15 protein-coding genes are annotated in these 15,978 nt (G+C 70.9%); 3 read left to right on the forward strand and 12 right to left on the reverse strand.

Annotated features, from left to right (window positions below; genetic code table 11):
* Window positions 1–7: 7 nt before the first annotated feature.
* Entirely contained in the window at window positions 8–325 is a 318-nt protein-coding gene (locus J5V96_RS15660) for a PTS sugar transporter subunit IIB (protein ID WP_208505126.1), read from the reverse strand.
* Between the two features lie 147 nt (window positions 326–472).
* On the opposite strand from J5V96_RS15660, the gene J5V96_RS15665 reads away from it, so the two are divergent.
* Window positions 473–2,401 carry a BglG family transcription antiterminator gene (locus J5V96_RS15665; RefSeq protein ID WP_208505128.1) on the forward strand — a complete coding sequence of 643 codons (1,929 nt, stop codon included), beginning with the start codon at window positions 473–475 and terminating at the stop codon, window positions 2,399–2,401.
* Here J5V96_RS15665 and J5V96_RS15670 read toward each other — a convergent pair whose 3' ends face one another.
* The 8 genes from J5V96_RS15670 to J5V96_RS15705 all read right to left on the reverse strand — a co-directional run bounded on the left by J5V96_RS15670 (window position 2,402) and on the right by J5V96_RS15705 (window position 10,745).
* Window positions 2,402–2,647: an HPr family phosphocarrier protein gene (locus tag J5V96_RS15670; RefSeq protein WP_208505130.1), complete on the reverse strand. Its 246-nt coding sequence runs from the start codon at window positions 2,645–2,647 to the stop codon at window positions 2,402–2,404. It lies immediately after the preceding gene.
* 138 nt (window positions 2,648–2,785) lie between these two features.
* On the reverse strand, window positions 2,786–4,246 hold the full coding sequence (locus J5V96_RS15675; RefSeq protein ID WP_208505132.1) for an NAD-dependent succinate-semialdehyde dehydrogenase: 1,461 nt from the start codon (window positions 4,244–4,246) through the stop codon (window positions 2,786–2,788).
* A gap of 10 nt (window positions 4,247–4,256) precedes the next feature.
* Window positions 4,257–5,054, reverse strand: a complete 798-nt coding sequence (locus J5V96_RS15680; protein WP_208505134.1) for an HpcH/HpaI aldolase family protein — start codon at window positions 5,052–5,054, stop codon at window positions 4,257–4,259.
* Entirely contained in the window at window positions 5,039–5,824 is a 786-nt protein-coding gene (gene hpaH, locus J5V96_RS15685) for a 2-oxo-hept-4-ene-1,7-dioate hydratase (RefSeq protein ID WP_208505136.1), read from the reverse strand. The genes J5V96_RS15680 and hpaH overlap by 16 nt, the downstream gene beginning before the upstream one ends.
* A gap of 1 nt (window position 5,825) precedes the next feature.
* The gene (gene hpaD / locus J5V96_RS15690; protein ID WP_208505138.1) at window positions 5,826–6,995 is read right to left on the reverse strand and encodes a 3,4-dihydroxyphenylacetate 2,3-dioxygenase; all 1,170 of its coding nucleotides are present in this window, start codon (window positions 6,993–6,995) and stop codon (window positions 5,826–5,828) included.
* A 43-nt stretch (window positions 6,996–7,038) separates the two neighbouring features.
* Window positions 7,039–8,565, reverse strand: coding sequence for a 5-carboxymethyl-2-hydroxymuconate semialdehyde dehydrogenase (hpaE, locus tag J5V96_RS15695; RefSeq protein ID WP_208505140.1), 1,527 nt, complete (start codon window positions 8,563–8,565; stop codon window positions 7,039–7,041).
* A gap of 36 nt (window positions 8,566–8,601) precedes the next feature.
* Window positions 8,602–9,252, reverse strand: coding sequence for a GntR family transcriptional regulator (locus J5V96_RS15700; protein WP_208505142.1), 651 nt, complete (start codon window positions 9,250–9,252; stop codon window positions 8,602–8,604).
* Entirely contained in the window at window positions 9,249–10,745 is a 1,497-nt protein-coding gene (locus tag J5V96_RS15705; RefSeq protein WP_208505144.1) for a fumarylacetoacetate hydrolase family protein, read from the reverse strand. Before J5V96_RS15705 ends, J5V96_RS15700 begins: the two co-directional genes overlap by 4 nt.
* A gap of 170 nt (window positions 10,746–10,915) precedes the next feature.
* Between J5V96_RS15705 and J5V96_RS15710 the strand changes: the two genes are divergently transcribed.
* Entirely contained in the window at window positions 10,916–11,164 is a 249-nt protein-coding gene (locus J5V96_RS15710; RefSeq protein ID WP_208505146.1) for a hypothetical protein, read from the forward strand.
* 32 nt (window positions 11,165–11,196) lie between these two features.
* Here J5V96_RS15710 and J5V96_RS15715 read toward each other — a convergent pair whose 3' ends face one another.
* The 3 genes from J5V96_RS15715 to J5V96_RS15725 form a co-directional block, all read right to left on the reverse strand.
* Complete coding sequence (locus tag J5V96_RS15715; RefSeq protein WP_236015011.1) at window positions 11,197–11,598, reverse strand: four-helix bundle copper-binding protein; 402 nt, start codon at window positions 11,596–11,598, stop codon at window positions 11,197–11,199.
* 204 nt (window positions 11,599–11,802) lie between these two features.
* Entirely contained in the window at window positions 11,803–13,470 is a 1,668-nt protein-coding gene (locus tag J5V96_RS15720) for a phospho-sugar mutase (protein WP_208505148.1), read from the reverse strand.
* Entirely contained in the window at window positions 13,467–14,291 is an 825-nt protein-coding gene (locus J5V96_RS15725) for a purine-nucleoside phosphorylase (RefSeq protein ID WP_208505151.1), read from the reverse strand. Before J5V96_RS15725 ends, J5V96_RS15720 begins: the two co-directional genes overlap by 4 nt.
* 114 nt (window positions 14,292–14,405) lie before the next feature.
* Between J5V96_RS15725 and J5V96_RS15730 the strand changes: the two genes are divergently transcribed.
* Window positions 14,406–15,842 carry an NAD(P)H-quinone dehydrogenase gene (locus J5V96_RS15730; protein ID WP_208505153.1) on the forward strand — a complete coding sequence of 479 codons (1,437 nt, stop codon included), beginning with the start codon at window positions 14,406–14,408 and terminating at the stop codon, window positions 15,840–15,842.
* Window positions 15,843–15,978 lie beyond the last annotated feature (136 nt).

Raw genomic sequence — 15,978 nt, forward strand, 5'->3', positions numbered from 1 at the left:
CCTTTCGTCAGTGCTGGGTCTGGGGTTCGGCGGAGGTCACGATCGCAAGCGCGCGCGTGCCGTCCGGGTCGTTCTTGAAGATGTCCTCGGGCAGCAGCTCGACGCGCACGCCCTTCGCACCGGCGAACGAGCGGATCTCGTCGAGCCAGCTGCGCAGGTGGGGACCGACGAGCACGATGTCGGCGGTCTCGATGTCCACTGCGAGCGAGGCACCCGAGCCGGCCGACGTCGTGAGGTCGAGACCCGCGGCGTGTGCTGCGCGGCGCAGGCGCAGCGCGACGAAGGTGCTGGACGCACCCGCACCGCACACCACGAGGATCCTCATCGATCGCAACTTCCCCGTCCGCAGGTGGACCTGGATGCCCACCTCGCTCCGATCCTGTCCGTCACCTGAGAGCCGCGCAAGGAGGGTTCTTTCCTCCCCCGGAGGAAATTCCGTCCGGGTCATGTACGCGCGTGATTGACTCGAAGCATGACGAAGGCGCGACAGGATCGGGTGCTCGGCATCCTGATCCGGCGCGGCGACTGGGTGACCGCGGCGACCATCGCCGACCAGCTCGGGGTCACGCCCCGCAGTGTGCGCTCGTACGTCACGGCGGCCAATGCCCGCGTGCCGGGCGGCGAGGCCATCGAATCGGGCCCGGCCGGCTACCGCGCGACCGCCGCCGCACCCGCCGCGCTGCGCGCCGGCTCGGAGGCGGAATCGGGCACACCCCGTGAGCGCCTTCACCACCTCGTGCGCGCGCTGCTCGATTCCTCGGACGGCATCGACGTGCACAGCACGGCCGACCGCATGCATGTCAGCTCCTCGACCCTCGAGGCCGACCTCGGCAGGGTCCGCTCGCTGATCGGGGGATCGGAGCTCTCGCTCGAGCGCTCCGGCTCGCGCGTGCGACTGGCCGGCTCCGAGCTCGCCCAGCGCCGCCTGGTCAGCCGCCTCGCGCACGACGAGATGGAGGAGGGTGCCTTCGATCTCGACGCCCTGCGCCGCGCGGCCGACGCCATCGCGATCCCGTCCGAGGCGCTCGGCGCGTTCAAGAGCGACCTCGTTGCGCGGGTCGGCGAACTCGGCTTCTACGTCAACGAGTTCGCGGCCGCCGACGTGGTGCTGCACGTCGCGATCGCGGCGGATCGCGTGGCGCTCGGCCGTCCCCTCGACGCGGTGCACGGCGATCCCGAGCCGACGCGAGCGCGCTTCGCGGAGGTCGTCGGGGAGCTCACGAACCGCCACTTCGGCGTGGATCTGGGTCACGGCGACCGCCTGCATCTGGCGGCGCTGGTGATGACCCGGATCGTGGTGCCCGGCTCGCGGGACGAGCCGCAGATCGCCCCGGATCCGGTTGTGCTGTCGGCGGTGCGCGCCGCCACGGCGCGGGCGGCCGAGTCGTACCTGGTCGACATCGCGCACGACGACTTCACCGAGCGGCTGGCGCTGCACGTCCAGAACCTCGTTCATCGCGCACGCGAGCAGGCGTGGTCGCGCAACCCGCTGACGCGCACGCTGAAGTCGGCGTATCCGATGATCTTCGACGTCGCGGTGTCGATCGCGAGTGAGCTGGCCGCCACGCTCGGCGTGCCGATCCACGACGACGAGATCGCGTACATCGCGATGCACGTCGGCGGCCGTCTCGAGCGCAGCCGCCGGGCCGAGACCATGCTCACCGCCACGATCGTGTGCCCCGGGTACTACGAGCTGCACGAACTGCTGCGTTCCAGCGTCGACCGGTCGCTGGGCCGTGCGATCGAGGTCACCGGCGTCGAGACGCGCGCCGATCCGGACTGGTCCCAGATCGAGTCGGACCTCGTGCTCACGACGATCGAGCCGCCGGTGCGCTTCGCGGGATCCGACCGGATCGTGCGCATCCAGCCGTTCCTGAGCGACGCCGACGTCGAGCGCGTCTCGGCCGCGGCCAGCCGTGTGCGTCGCTCGCGCCGGCTGGGTCGTCTGCGCGCGGAGCTCGCGCGCTACTTCTCACCCGGCGCGTTCCTGCGCGGGCTCGACGCCTCGCGCGGGGCGGAGGGGATCATCCGCGAGCTCGGCGGACTGCTGACGGCGCAAGGCGTGATCGATCAGGACTACGTCGAGTCGACCATCGAGCGCGAGCGTCTGTCCTCGACGGCCTTCACCGACACGCTCGCGGTGCCGCACGCCCTGCGGATGACCGCTTCGCGCACGGCTATCGCCCTGGGCGTCAGCGAGACACCCGTCGCGTGGGGCGATGCGCGCGTGAACGTGGTCGCGCTGGTCGCGTTCAGCGAGAGCGACCGCGCCGCGTTCCAGACCGTGTTCGAGCAGCTGGTCGAGGTGTTCGGGGAGCCCGAGAGCGCGCAGCGCCTTGTGCGCCGCGGCACCGATCTGTCGTCGTTCCTCGACGAGCTCGCCGCCGTGATCGACGGCTAGTCAGAGCAGGGCGGCGGCGCGTTCGAGCACCGACTCGGCGTCCGGTCCGTCGGCGTGGAGCACGACCTGCTCGCCGCGCTCGAGGGTCAGGCCCATCACGGCCAGCACACTCGCCGCATCCACGCTCGCGCCGCCCGCGGAGATCCGGATCCCGCCGGCATGCGCCTGTGCGAGGCGTGCCAGCTCAGCCGCCGGCCGGGCGTGCAGGCCTGCCGCCCCGCTGATCACGACCCGCCGCTGCGCCATGCACACAGGCTAGCCGCGCGACTGCCGAGCGGGGGAGGTGGCCCACCCCCGCGCACCCGCGCGTTCAGCGAGAAACCCCCACCCCCGCTCGTTGAGCGAGCGCAGCGAGTCGAAACGCCTACCCCCGCTCGGCACCCGTCAGTTCGGCAGGAACGTGTACTTCGTCGAGAGGTACTCGTGGATGCCCTCGGCGCCGCCCTCGCGGCCGATGCCGGACTGCTTGACGCCGCCGAAGGGGGCCGCGGCGTTGGAGATGACGCCGGCGTTGAGGCCCATCATTCCGGTGTCGAGCCGCTCGATCATCCGGTGCCCGCGCTGCAGATCCTGCGTGTACACGTAGGAGACCAGGCCGTACTCGGTGTCATTGGCCAGGCGCACCGCCTCGTCCTCCGTGGTGAACGTCGAGATGGCGAGCACCGGACCGAAGATCTCCTCGCGCAGGATCGCGCTCCCCGGCTGCACGTCGGTGAGCACGGTGGGCTGGTAGAAGGTGCCCGGCCCGTCGAGCGCCTCACCGCCCGTGGTGATGCGGGCACCCCGGGAGGTGGCGTCGGCGACGAGCTCAGCGGCCTTGGCGACGGCGTCGGCGTCGATCAGCGGGCCGATCTGCACCCCCTCCTCGGTGCCGCGACCGATCCGCATGCTCTGGACGCGCTCGGTGACGCGCTCGGCGAACGCGGAGGCCACCGACTCGTGCACGATGAAGCGGTTCGCCGCCGTGCACGCCTGCCCGATGTTGCGGAACTTCGCCGCGAGCGCGCCCGCGACCGCGGCGTCGAGGTCGGCGTCCTCGAACACGACGAACGGGGCGTTGCCACCCAGCTCCATCGACACCCGCAGCACGCCCTCTGCCGCCTGCGCGATCAGCTTGCGACCCACCTCGGTCGATCCGGTGAACGACAGCTTCCGCAGTCGCGGATCGGCGATGATCGGCGCCGAGAGGCGACTCGACGATGCCGATGTCACCACGTTCACGACTCCCGCGGGAAGGCCCGCCTCCACGAGCAGCTGCGTGAAGAACAGCGTGGTCAGCGGGGTCAGCTGCGGCGGCTTGATGATCACGGTGCAGCCCGCAGCCAGTGCCGGAGCGATCTTTCGCGTCGCCATCGCGAAGGGGAAGTTCCAGGGCGTCACGAAGAACGCCGGCCCCACCGGCCGCTGCGACACGATGATCCGGCCCGTGCCCTCGGGGTTCTGGCCGTAGCGGCCCGCGATGCGCACGGCCTCCTCGCTGAACCAGCGATTGAACTCGTTGCCGTAGGCGACCTCGCCCTTCGCTTCCGCGAGGGGCTTTCCCATCTCCAACGTCATCAGCAGCGCCACATCATCCGCGCGCTCGCGCACCAGATCGAACACCCGCCGCAGGATGTCGCTGCGCTCCCGCGGCGACGTCGCCGCCCACGCATCCTGCGCCGCCACGGCCGCATCCAGCGCCCGGATGCCGTCTTCCGGCGACGCATCCGCCACCTGAGCGATCACCTCGTTCGTCGACGGATCCCGCACCTCGAACGTCTTCCCCGACGCCGCATCCGTCCACTCGCCGCCGATGAACAGCTGCGTGCTCACCCGCTCCAGCAGATCCGATTCGCGTTCGTTCATGTCATGCCTTTCAGTACGACCCACGCGCGGAGGGTCCGGGGGAGGGGATGAAGGTGGCGGCGAGGCGTTCGGCACCGCGTGCCGCGAGGCTCACGTCGGCGCCGACGAGCACAAAACGCGCCCCCGCCTCGACGTAGGAGCGCGCGGCCTGCTCGACGAACGCATTCACCCCGACGGGAGTTCCGGCCGCCCGCGCGCCCGCGAAGGCCCGCTCGACGGCCGCCGTGACGTCCGGGTGCGTCTGCTGGCCGATCAGCCCGAGGGAGGCGGCGAGGTCACTCGGGCCGACGAAGACGCCGTCGATCCCGTCGACCGAGGCGATGGCCTCGGCGTTGTCGACGCCCTCGGCCGTCTCGATCTGCACGATCACGGAGGTGTGCTCCGCCGCGTGCTGCAGGTAGCCGTCCACGCGGTTCCACCGCCCGGATCGCGCGAGCGCGTTGCCGACGCCGCGGTGCCCGCGGGGCGGATAGGACGCGTGGGCGACGGCGGCCTCGGCGTCCGCGGCGGTCGAGACCATCGGCACCATGATCGTCTGCGCGCCGAGATCCAGCACCTGCTTGATCCAGACGGCGTCGTTCGCGGGCACGCGCACGACCGTCGTGACCGGATAGGCCGCCGCGGCCTGCAGCATCGACTGCACCTCTGCCAGCCCGATCGGGCCGTGCTCCATGTCGATGAGCAGCCAGTCGAGCCCGGAGCCGGCCATGATCTCGGCTATCACCGGCGAACCCGAGCTCACCCACCCGCCGTACAGCGCGCGATCCGCCTCGGCGAGGCGATGCCTCAGCGTCACTGGAAGCTGCATGCGATCGTCCCCATCGTGCCGTAGTCGGCCAGGATGCTGTCTCCCGGCTGGGCCCAGACGGGCCGCGTGAAGGATCCGGCGAGGATGACCTCTCCCGCCTCCAGCCGGTCGCCGTGCTGGTGCATCTTGTTCGCCAGCCACGCCACGCCCTGGCCCGGGTGCCCGAGCACGCCGCCCGAGACGCCGGTCTCCTCGATCGTCTCGTTGCGGTAGAGCATGGCGCCCACCCACCGCAGGTCGAGGTCGTCGGGGCGCATCGGCCGACCTCCCAGCACCATGCCGCCGTACGCGGCGTTGTCGCTGATGGTGTCGACGATCGTGCGACCCTCCAGCTCGATGTGCGAGTTGAGCACCTCGAGCGCGGGGGTGACATACTCCGTCGCGCGAAGCACGTCGAACAGGGAGCACGCGGGGCCCTCGAGCGCGTGCTTCAGGACGAACGCGAGCTCCACCTCGATCCGGATGTTCGAGAACGCCGCCGCCGAGATGACCGCGCCCGACTCGTAGACGGTGTCATCGAACATGACCCCGTAGTCGGGCTCGGTGATGCCCGTCGCCTGCTGCATGGCCTTGGACGTGAGGCCGATCTTGCGCCCCACGAGGCGGCGCCCCGCCGCGATCTGCGAGTCGCGCCAGATGCGCTGGATCGCGTAGGAGTCCTCGATCGTCGCCTCGGGGAAGCGCGCCGTGATGCGCGGGATGACCCCGTGCGTGCGGTCGGCCTCCGCGAGCTCCGCGGCGATCTGCGTGATCTGGTCCGGGGTGAGCATGTCAGAGCTGGTGCCCGAGCTTGTACTCGCCCTGCTTCCACGACGGCATCTCCTGCTCGTCGCCCTGGCGGGTGTACGAGAACCCGTCGGCGCCGATGGTCACCGCCATCTCGCTCTTGTCCTCGCGCGAGTGGACCGGCTGCGGGTTGCCGTCCAGATCGAGCACGAGGGAGGCCTCGGTGTACCAGCTGGGGACCACCGGGTTGCCCCAGAAGTCGCGGCGCTGGTTGTCGTGCACGTCCCACGTGACGACCGGGTTGTCGGGGTCGCCCGTGTAGTAGTCCTGCGTGTAGATCTCCACGCGGTGGCCGTCGGGGTCGCGCAGGTACAGGTAGAAGGCGTTCGAGACGCCGTGGCGGCCCGGGCCGCGCTCGATCGCGTCCGACCGGCGGAGGGCTCCGAGCTTGTCGCAGATCGCGAGGATGTTGTGCTTCTCGTGCGTGGCGAACGCGACGTGGTGCATCCGCGGGCCGTCGCCGCCGGTCGCGGCCGTGTCGTGCACGGTCGGCTTGCGGCGCATCCACGCGGCGTACACCGTGCCCTCCTCGTCCTGGATGTCCTCCGTGACGCGGAAGCCGAGGTCCTGGTAGTGGCGCACGGCGCGCGGCACGTCGGGAGTGACCTGGTTGAAATGGTCCAGGCGCACGAGCTCGCCGGGGATCTGCAGGTCGTAGCGCCACGAGAGGCGCTCGGTGTGCACGCTCTGGTGGAAGAACTCGTACGGGAAGCCGAGGGGATCCTCCACGCGCACGGAGTCGCCGATGCCCTTGGTGAAGCCCTCGGGGCGGCGGATGACGCGGCAGCCGAGCTCCTCGTAGAACGCGACGGCCTTGTCGAGGTCCTCCGGCGTGCGCACGCGGTACGAGAACGCCGCGACCGCAGCGACCGGGCCCTTGCGCAGCACGAGGTTGTGGTGGATGAACTCCTCCGTGGACCGCAGGTAGATCGCCTCGTCGTCCTCCTCGGTCACGTGCAGACCCAGGATGTCGACGTAGAACTGACGCGACGCGGCCAGGTCGGTCACCACGAGGTCCATGTAGGCGCAGCGGAGGATGTCGGGGGCGGGCGCCTTCGGAGTGGTGACGGGGTTCTCGGCCTGGATCGGCGCCTCCTGCGAGACGTAGAAGCCCGAGGAGGTGAGCGTGCCGCGGGGGTCGGATGCGATGGTCATGTCAGCGACTCTGCTTTCTTGGTTCTCTGTATCCGGGCGGGGCTCAGTGAGCCGATCCGCCCTCCTTGCCGAAGGTCGGGTTGTGCACCTTGCCGAGCGTGATGTGCACGGCCTGCTGGTCGGTGTAGAAGTCGATCGAGCGGTAGCCGCCCTCGTGGCCGAGGCCCGAGGCCTTCACGCCGCCGAACGGGGTGCGGAGGTCTCGCACGTTGTTCGAGTTGAGCCAGACCATGCCGGCCTCCACGCTCTGCGAGAAGTTGTGTGCGCGCTTGAGGTCGTTCGTCCAGATGTAGGCGGCGAGGCCGTACTTCGTGTTGTTGGCGAGCGCGAGCGCCTCCTCGTCGGTGTCGAACGGGGTGATCGCCACGACCGGGCCGAAGATCTCCTCCTGGAAGATGCGCGCGTCCGGCCTCACGTCGGCGAACACCGTCGGCGCGACGAAGTTGCCCTCCTCGAAGCCCTCGGGGCGGCCGCCGCCGGCGACGAGGCGGCCCTCGCCCTTGCCGATCTCGACGTACGACATGACCTTGTCGTAGTGCTCGGGGTGCACGAGCGCGCCCACCTCGGTCGCGGGGTCGTGCGGGTAGCCGACCTTCACGCGCCGGGCCTGGGCCGCGTAGCGCTCGACGAACTCGTCGTAGATGTCGCGTTGCACGAGGATCCGGGATCCCGCGGTGCAGCGCTCGCCGTTGAGCGAGAACACCCCGAAGATCGTCGCGTCGACCGCGGCCTCCAGATCGGCGTCGGCGAACACGACGGCGGGGGACTTGCCGCCGAGCTCCATCGACAGGCCCTTCAGGAAGGGCGCGGCGTTGCCGAAGATGATCTGGCCGGTGCGGCTCTCGCCCGTGAACGAGATGAGCGGCACATCCGGGTGCTTGACCAGGGCGTCGCCCGCGTCCTCGCCGAAGCCGTGCACGATGTTGAACACACCCTCGGGCAGGCCCGCCTCCTCGAAGATGCCGGCCCACAGCGACGCCGACAGCGGCGTGAACTCGGCGGGCTTGAGCACAACGGTGTTGCCGGTCGCGAGCGCCGGGCCGAGCTTCCAGGACTCGAGCATAAAGGGCGTGTTCCACGGCGTGATCAGGCCCGCGACGCCGATCGGCTTGCGGTTGACGTAGTTGATCTGGCGCCCCGGCACCTTGAAGGTGTCGTCGGCCTGCGCGACGATCAGGTCCGCGAAGAAGCGGAAGTTCTCGGCGGCGCGGCGGGCCTGGCCCAGCGCCTGCGTGATCGGCAGGCCCGAGTCGAAGGACTCCAGCTCGGCGAGGCGCGCGTCACGCGACTCGACGATGTCCGCGATGCGATGCAGGATGCGCGAGCGCTCGCGCGGCAGCATCTTCGGCCACGGTCCCTCCAGGAACGCGGTGCGGGCGGCGGCGACCGCGGCGTCGATGTCGGCCTTCTTGCCGGCGGCGGCCTGGATGTAGGTCTGGTTCGACACGGGGTCGAGGACGTCGAAGGTGTCGCCGTCCTGCGAATCGACGTGCTGACCGCCGATGTAGTGCTGGATCTTCGCCGGCAGGTCCGCGGGGACGTGGCGCTGCGTGTAGTCGGGGGTGCTCATTCGGATCCTCCTGCGTCGAGGTGTCGGGTTCGGGAGTCAGTGGTCGGCGAGGTAGGCGTTCATGGTGCGCCAGCGGTGCTGGCGCGCAGCCATCTCGATCTCGAGGGGGTCGGCGCCGGAGCGGATGAGATCGAGGATCTCCACGTGCTCCTGCACGGACTCGTGGGCGCGGCCGGGCACAAACGCGAACGTCGAGTCGCGCAGGCCCTGCATGCGGGTCCAGCCTCGATGCACGAGGTCGAGGATGTGCGGGTTCGGGCACGGCTCGAACAGCACGGCGTGGAAGTCCTGGTTCAGCCGCGTGAAGGCGATCGGATCGAAGTCGTCCAGCAGCGCGGTCAGGCGCGCGTTGACGGCCTCGGCCCGGTCGAGGTCGGCGCCGCCCAGCAGCGGGGCGGACAGCGCCGTGGCGATGCCCTCCACCACGCCGAGCGTCTGCATCGAGTTGACGTACTCCTCGCGATCGACCAGCGCCACGCGGGCGCCGACGTTGCGCTCGAACTCGACGAGGCCCTCGGCCTCGAGCCGCCGGATCGCTTCTCGCACCGGCACCACACTCATATCGAGCGACTGCGCCATCGATCCGAGCACGAGCCGGTAACCCGGCCCGTACTGGCGGGAGGCGATGCGCTGGCGGATCCAGTCGTACGCCTGCTGCGACTTGCTCGCGCTGGGGGCGGTGGTCATCGGGGGTCCGCGCCCGTCTCGGTCTCGTAGCGCGCGCGCCACTCGGCGTTCATCGGGAACAGGCCGTCGACGGGATGACCCGCCTGCACCTGCGTGGCGATCCACGCATCCTCGGCCTCCTGGGCGAGCGTCGCGTCCGCGACCTCCTCGGCCAGGGCGGGCGGGATCACGATCACACCGTCGTCGTCTCCCACGATGATGTCGCCGGGCTGCACGGTGGCACCGCCGCACGCGATGGTCACGTCGTGCTCCCACGGCACGTGGTACCGGCCGAGCACGGCGGGGTGGGCGCCCTGCGAGAACACGGGGATGTCGAAGGAGGCCACCTGGGCGTGATCGCGCACGCCGCCGTCGGTGACGATGCCGGCCGCCCCTCGGGCCTGCGCGCGCAGGGCCAGGATGTCGCCGAGGGTGCCGGATCCGGCGTTGCCGCGGGCCTCGATGACGATCACCTCGCCCGGCTGGACGGCGTCGAACGCGCGCTTCTGCGCGTTGTAGCCGCCGCCGTGCTTCTGGAACAGGTCTTCGCGCAGCGGCACGAAGCGCAGCGTCCTGGCCGTGCCGACGAGCTTGGCGCCCGGGGTGTCGGAGGTCGGGCCGTCGATGAAGATCGACCGGATGCCGCGCTGGCGCAGCGCCTGCGACAGCCCCGCGACGGGGGCCTCGAGAAGCTTGGCCCGCAACGTGTCGGTCAGCACGGGGCCGGGGGTGGGCGGCAGACCGGCGGCGGCGCGGTCGCCCCAGGCCTCTTCGCGCTGCAGGTCGTCCACGGACGGCAGCGACCCGAGGGCCGGGTCGAAGTCGCCGGCGCCTTCCACGACGCGCGAGAGGAGGCGCCCGCTCGAGGGGGCCCCCGGCGCATCCGGGGCGTCCACCTCGACCTCGATCACGTCTCCGGGCACGGCCACGGAGGATCCGGCGGGCGTGCCGGTGAGGATGACGTCGCCGACCTCGAGCGTGAGGTGCTGCGAGAGATCGGCCACGATCTGCGCGAGCGGGAAGATCAGGTGGTCGTCGGCGGTGGTGTCGTCCTGCACGAGCTCGCCGTTGCGCCACGTGCGCACCCGCAGTCCCGCGGGGGAGACGGCGCGCGGGTCGATCAGCTGCGGGCCGAGGGGCGTGTAGCCGTCGCGCCCCTTGTTGCGCACATTCGAGCCCTTGTCGCCGGCGCGCAGGTCGTACAGCCCCCAGTCGTTCGCAGCGGTGACCCAGCCGACGTGCGACCACGCCTCCTCGAGCGGGACGTCGCGGGCGGGCGTGCCGATGATCAGGGCCACCTCGCCCTCGAAGGCCAGCAGCTCCGTGCCGGCCGGGCGCTCCACCTCGGAGCCGGTCGTCGCCACGGAGCTCGCCGGCTTGAGGAAGTAGGAGGGGGCCGCGGGGCGGCGTCCGCGCTGGGCCGCCCGCGACTCGTACGCGAGGTGCACGGCGAGGATCTTGCCCGGGACGGCCGGGAGGCCGGCGAAACGCGGATCGGTCGCCTGCGCGCACATAGGCGAGCTCCTTTGCTCTCTCGTGTCGATGGCGACGCGGATCGCGCGAAGGGCGATCCCGCGTCGTATCTGAAAACATATACGATCCGCGAGAGATGTCAACCGCCGTCATGTTGCGACGTGTGACGGGGGAGATGACACGCCCGGGCGTCGCTTCCTACCGTGGGGGCATGAGCGACAAGACGACCCCGGAAGTGCTGCCGCTGCAGCGCGCCGTCGTCTCGGCCTGGCCGAGCGCGTGGATCGACGCGCTCGTGATGTGCTCGGACGCGCGGGGTCTGCTGATCGGCTCGATCAGCGGTGAGCTCATCTCGATCGACGCGCAGGCGCAGGTCGAGCCCGGCGAGCCGGTGGCGTTCCACCCGGTCGCCGAGGTGCTGTCGGTGGGCGGTCAGCTGGTCCGCGCTCGCCGCAGCTGACGCGGATCCGGCCCGTCCGCTCTGCGGCGGCCCTACGAGGTCGTCGACATGGTGGACATCATCTTGCCCATCACCTCGACCATGGCGTCGCAGGCCATCATGCAGATGCGGCAGTGCTCCGACATCTCGGCGTGCGTGCGGCACTCGGCAGCGCACGCCTCGCCCATGGTCATGCACGCGGTCATCATCGACGTCAGCACGCCGCGGTCGTAGCCCGTCGGGCGCATCATCATGCGCATCGTGGTCGTCGCGACATCGGCCATGTTGCTGCACATCGCCGCACACGTGCCCATGCCCTCGCCCATGTCGGCGTCGGCGCACATGGTCGCGCACATGCTCACAGCGCTGCAGGCCTCCATGCACTCCTGCATCATCGCCATGTCCAGGCCCATCGTCTGGGTCTCGGGCATGGCCTCCATCATCTCCATCATCATTCCCACGGTGAAGTCCTCTCGGTTCGCGCTGTCGGCCAGGTCGGTGCCGAAATGCTACGTCGGAGGCGCGCCGCGGGATAGGGGCGGATCCGGGCTCGAGCCTGTTGCCGAGCGGGTGCTCGCGCGCGCACCCGCTCGGCGCGCGCGCACCCGCTCGGCGGCCGCGCACCCGCTCGGCGCAGCGCGCGCGTGCCGCCGGGCGCGTCAGCCCAGACGCTGGAGGAGGGCGCGCACCGCGGTCTCGGCGGCCGCGAGGCGCGTGGCCGCGTTGGCGGCGGAGTCGCCGCGCACGTCGAGGTAGACCTTGAGCTTGGGTTCCGTGCCGCTCGGGCGGCAGACGATCCGGGATCCGTCCGCGAGTGCGTAGCGCAGCACGTCGCCTCCCAGCCCCGACGGATCCTGCAGCAGGTCGTCGGCCTGCGCGACCGCCACCTCGCCGAACGCCGTCGGCGGATCGAGGCGCAGGGCCGCCATGACGCGGGCGATCACCGAGAGGTCGTCGACCCGGATCGACACCTGGGACGAGGCGAAGAACCCGATCTCGGCGCTGAGCTCGTCGAGCAGGTCGACCACCGTCTTGCCGGCCACGCGCGCCTCCGTGGCGAGCTGCAGGAAGGCGATCGAGGCCGAGATGCCGTCCTTGTCGCGCACCGTCTCGGGGTTCACGAGATAGCCCAGGGCCTCCTCGAAGCCGAAGACGAGGCCGGGGGCGCGCGAGATCCACTTGAAGCCTGTGAGCGTCTCGTGCCAGCCCAGGCCGTAGCGCTCGGCGATCGCGCCCAGACCGGGCGACGACACCAGCGAGCAGGCGAGTGCCGCGCCCTCCGTGCCCTGGGCCGCGCGCGCGGCGCGGAGCCCCAGCAGCAGGCCCACCTCGTTGCCGGTCAGCCGGCGCCAGCCCTCCGCACTCGCGGGGTCGGGGATCGCGACGGCGAGGCGGTCCGCGTCCGGATCCTGCGCGATGATCAGCTCGGCGTCCGCGGCGCGCGCGGTGGCGAAGGCGAGATCCATCGCGCCCGGCTCCTCCGGGTTCGGGAACGAGACGGTGGGGAACCGGCCGTCGGGCTCGATCTGCTCGGCGACGAGCGCGGGCGCGGCGTAGCCGGCGGTCTCGAGCACGCGGGCGAACGTCTCCCATCCGACTCCGTGCATCGCGGTGTACACCCAGCGGAGGTCGTCGACCCCGGCGGGGGCCGGTCCGACCGCGGCCGTGGCGGTCACGTAGGCCTCAACGACGTCCTCGCCGGCGATCTCGTAGGCGTCCGATCGCGGCAGATCCGCGACGGAGCGCGTGTCGGCGATGCGCTGGATCGCCGTGGCGATCAGCCCGTCGGACGGCGCCACGATCTGGGAGCCCTCGTCGCGCCCACCGAGGTAGACCTTGTAGCCGTTGTCGTTCGGCGGGTTGTGCGAGGCCGTGACCATCACGCCCGCGTCGGCGCCGAGATGACGCACAGCGAAGGCGAGCACGGGCGTGGGCAGGCGGCGGGGGAGCAGGATCGCGCGCAGCCCCGCGCCCGCGAAGAGCTCGGCAGAGTCGCGGGCGAACACATCGGAGTTGCGGCGGCCGTCGTAGCCGACGACCACGGTGGGCACCGCGCCGGCGGTGCGCTCGCGGAGGAAATCGGCGAAGCCCGCTGCCGCCTGGGCCACCAGAACACGATTCATGCGGTTGCTGCCGGCGCCGAGGGCGCCGCGCAGGCCGGCCGTGCCGAACTGCAGGCGGCCGTTGAAGCGATCGTCGAGATCGCGAGCCGCGGCCGGGTCGCCCTTCTCTGCCCGCGCGATGAGGTCGGCGAGCTCCGAACGGGTCTCCTCGTCGGGGTCCTGGGCGAGCCAGGCGTGCGCCTGCTCGAAGACGGCCGCGCTCACAGCTGACCGATCACCCGGGCGAGCAGATCGGAGATGACGGGCTCAGCCGCGCGGCCGGCGTCGATCACCTCCTGGTGGCTGAGCGGGGTCGGCGAGATGCCCGCCGCGGGGTTCGTGATGAGCGAGAAGCCGAGCACCTCCATCCCCGCCTCGCGCGCGGCGATGGCCTCGAGCGCGGTCGACATGCCCACAATGTGGCCGCCGATCGCCTTCGCCATCTGCACCTCGGCGGGCGTCTCGTAGTGCGGCCCGCGGAACTGCACGTAGACGCCCTCGTCGAGCGACGGATCCACCGAGCGCGCGACCTCGCGCAGGCGCTGCGAGTAGAGGTCGGTGAGGTCGATGAAGGTGGCGCCCTCCAGCGGGGAGTCGGCCGTGAGGTTGATGTGGTCGCTGATGAGCACCGGAGTGCCGGGCTTCCAGGTCTCGCGGATGCCGCCGGCGCCGTTGGTGAGCACCATGGTCTTCGCGCCGGTCGCGGCCGCCGTGCGCACGCTGTGCACCACCCGGCGCACGCCGTGCGCCTCGTAGTAGTGCGTGCGCGCGCCGATGATCAGCACGGCCTGTCCGGAGGCGGTGCGCAGCGACCGGATCGTGCCGACATGCCCCTCGACGGCGGGACGGGAGAAGCCGGTGACCTCGGTCGCGGGGAACTCGGCCACGGTCTCGCCGATCAGCTCGGCGGCCTTGCCCCATCCGGAACCCAGCGTCACGGCGATGTCATGGTGATCGACCCCGGTGAGGCGGGCGATGTCCGCGGCGGCGGTCTGCGCGACCTCGAACGGATCGGCGGGGGCGTCGAGGGGGTGAGTCAGCGTCATGGATCCACGATAGTCAGCCGCCGTCCGCTCGTCTCGGAGCCGCCCGCTGTATACCGCGATCCGGATCGACAGGGGGAGTCGGTTCGTTCAGGTGCTGTGGGAGAGAATGGAGCCATGGTCTTCGACTTCGGCAGCAAGCAGCGCATCGCGATCCTGGGCGGCGGCCCCGGCGGATATGAGGCGGCCCTCGCGGGCGCCCAGCTGGGAGCGGAGGTCACGGTGATCGAGCGCGTGGGCATCGGCGGCTCCGCGGTCATCACCGACGTGGTGCCGTCCAAGACGCTGATCGCGACGGCCGACGCCGCGCTCGCGGTCGCTGCGGCCGGCGACCTCGGTGTGCAGTTCTACGCGAAGGGCGCGGCGGGTACGCCGCTCAAGCCCGAGATCGCCATCAACCTGCTGGCGATCAACAAGCGCCTCCTGGCGCTCGCCGGCCAGCAGTCGGAGGACATGCGCACGGCCCTGCTGGAGGCCGGCGTGAAGATCATCGCGGGACACGGCCGCCTCGAGGGCCGCAACGCGGTCGTGGTGTCGACCGGCCCCGACGGCACCGACTTCGATCGCATCGAGGCCGACACGATCGTCGTCTCGACCGGTGCCACGCCGCGCGAGCTGCCCGCCGCCAAGCCCGACGGCGACCGCATCCTGACGTGGAAGCAGCTCTACAACCTCAAGTCCGTGCCCGAGCACCTCATCGTGGTCGGCTCGGGCGTCACCGGCGCCGAGTTCGCCTCGGCCTACATGAACCTCGGCGCCAAGGTCACGCTGGTCTCGAGCCGCGAGCAGGTGCTCCCCGGTGAGGACGCCGACGCCGCGAAGGTGCTCGAGAAGGTCTTCCAGCGCGGTGGCATGACCCTGCTGGCCAAGTCGCGCGCCGACAAGGTCGAGAACACGGGCGAGGGTGTTGTCGTCACCCTCGCCGACGGCCGCACGGTCGAGGGCTCGCACTGCCTCATGGCGGTCGGCGCCATCCCGAACACCACGGACATCGGCCTCGAGGAGGCCGGTGTGCAGATGACCGACTCGGGTCACATCCAGGTCAACAAGGTCAGCCGCACCTCGGTCTCGAACATCTATGCCGTCGGCGACTGCACCACGCTGATCCCGCTGGCGTCGGTGTCGTCGATGCAGGGGCGCACCGCCGTGTTCCACGCCATGGGCGACATCGCCATCCCTCTGGATGAGCGCAAGATCGCCTCCAACATCTTCACGAGCCCCGAGATCGCCACGGTCGGCTGGATCGAGAAGCAGGTCGAGGAGCGCGTCGTCGACTGCTACACGCACACCATCCCGATCGTCTCGAATGCGCGCGCGAAGATGATGGGCGTCAAGGACGGCTTCGTCAAGCTGTTCGCGCGCTCCAGCTCGGGCATCGTCATCGGAGGCGTCATCGTCGCGCCCAAGGCCTCGGAGCTCATCCTCGCCGTCTCGCTCGCTGTCGAACGCCGGCTCACGGTCGACCAGATGGGCCGCGCGTTCGCGGCGTATCCGTCGCTTGCCGGATCCATCACGGATGTCGCGCGCGCGATGCATCACGTCGTCGAGGACTGACCGCTCGCGTTCGCTGAACGGGGCCGGATCCGCACGGATCCGGCCCCGTTTCGCATGCCCGCCGGCGTGCGCGCGAGGTGCACAGGCGGGAGGCGCAAACGCGCATGATCTGAGGCGATCCGCAGCGCACGTCGCA

It is taken from the genome of Microbacterium stercoris, from assembly GCF_017592545.1.
GTDB lineage: Bacteria > Actinomycetota > Actinomycetes > Actinomycetales > Microbacteriaceae > Microbacterium > Microbacterium stercoris.

What these genes read in the sequence shown, in the direction of transcription:
- hpaD (WP_208505138.1), bottom strand. Translation starts at nt 6,995, where the DNA reads ATGACCATCGCATCCGACCCCCGCGGCACGCTCACCTCCTCGGGCTTC.
- hpaE (WP_208505140.1), bottom strand. Translation starts at nt 8,565, where the DNA reads ATGAGCACCCCCGACTACACGCAGCGCCACGTCCCCGCGGACCTGCCG.
- J5V96_RS15710 (WP_208505146.1), top strand. Translation starts at nt 10,916, where the DNA reads ATGAGCGACAAGACGACCCCGGAAGTGCTGCCGCTGCAGCGCGCCGTC.
- J5V96_RS15730 (WP_208505153.1), top strand. Translation starts at nt 14,406, where the DNA reads ATGGTCTTCGACTTCGGCAGCAAGCAGCGCATCGCGATCCTGGGCGGC.
- hpaH (WP_208505136.1), bottom strand. Translation starts at nt 5,824, where the DNA reads ATGCTCACCCCGGACCAGATCACGCAGATCGCCGCGGAGCTCGCGGAG.
- J5V96_RS15665 (WP_208505128.1), top strand. Translation starts at nt 473, where the DNA reads ATGACGAAGGCGCGACAGGATCGGGTGCTCGGCATCCTGATCCGGCGC.
- J5V96_RS15675 (WP_208505132.1), bottom strand. Translation starts at nt 4,246, where the DNA reads ATGAACGAACGCGAATCGGATCTGCTGGAGCGGGTGAGCACGCAGCTG.
- J5V96_RS15725 (WP_208505151.1), bottom strand. Translation starts at nt 14,291, where the DNA reads ATGACGCTGACTCACCCCCTCGACGCCCCCGCCGATCCGTTCGAGGTC.
- J5V96_RS15660 (WP_208505126.1), bottom strand. Translation starts at nt 325, where the DNA reads ATGAGGATCCTCGTGGTGTGCGGTGCGGGTGCGTCCAGCACCTTCGTC.
- J5V96_RS15700 (WP_208505142.1), bottom strand. Translation starts at nt 9,252, where the DNA reads ATGACCACCGCCCCCAGCGCGAGCAAGTCGCAGCAGGCGTACGACTGG.
- J5V96_RS15680 (WP_208505134.1), bottom strand. Translation starts at nt 5,054, where the DNA reads ATGCAGCTTCCAGTGACGCTGAGGCATCGCCTCGCCGAGGCGGATCGC.
- J5V96_RS15715 (WP_236015011.1), bottom strand. Translation starts at nt 11,598, where the DNA reads ATGATGATGGAGATGATGGAGGCCATGCCCGAGACCCAGACGATGGGC.
- J5V96_RS15705 (WP_208505144.1), bottom strand. Translation starts at nt 10,745, where the DNA reads ATGTGCGCGCAGGCGACCGATCCGCGTTTCGCCGGCCTCCCGGCCGTC.
- J5V96_RS15670 (WP_208505130.1), bottom strand. Translation starts at nt 2,647, where the DNA reads ATGGCGCAGCGGCGGGTCGTGATCAGCGGGGCGGCAGGCCTGCACGCC.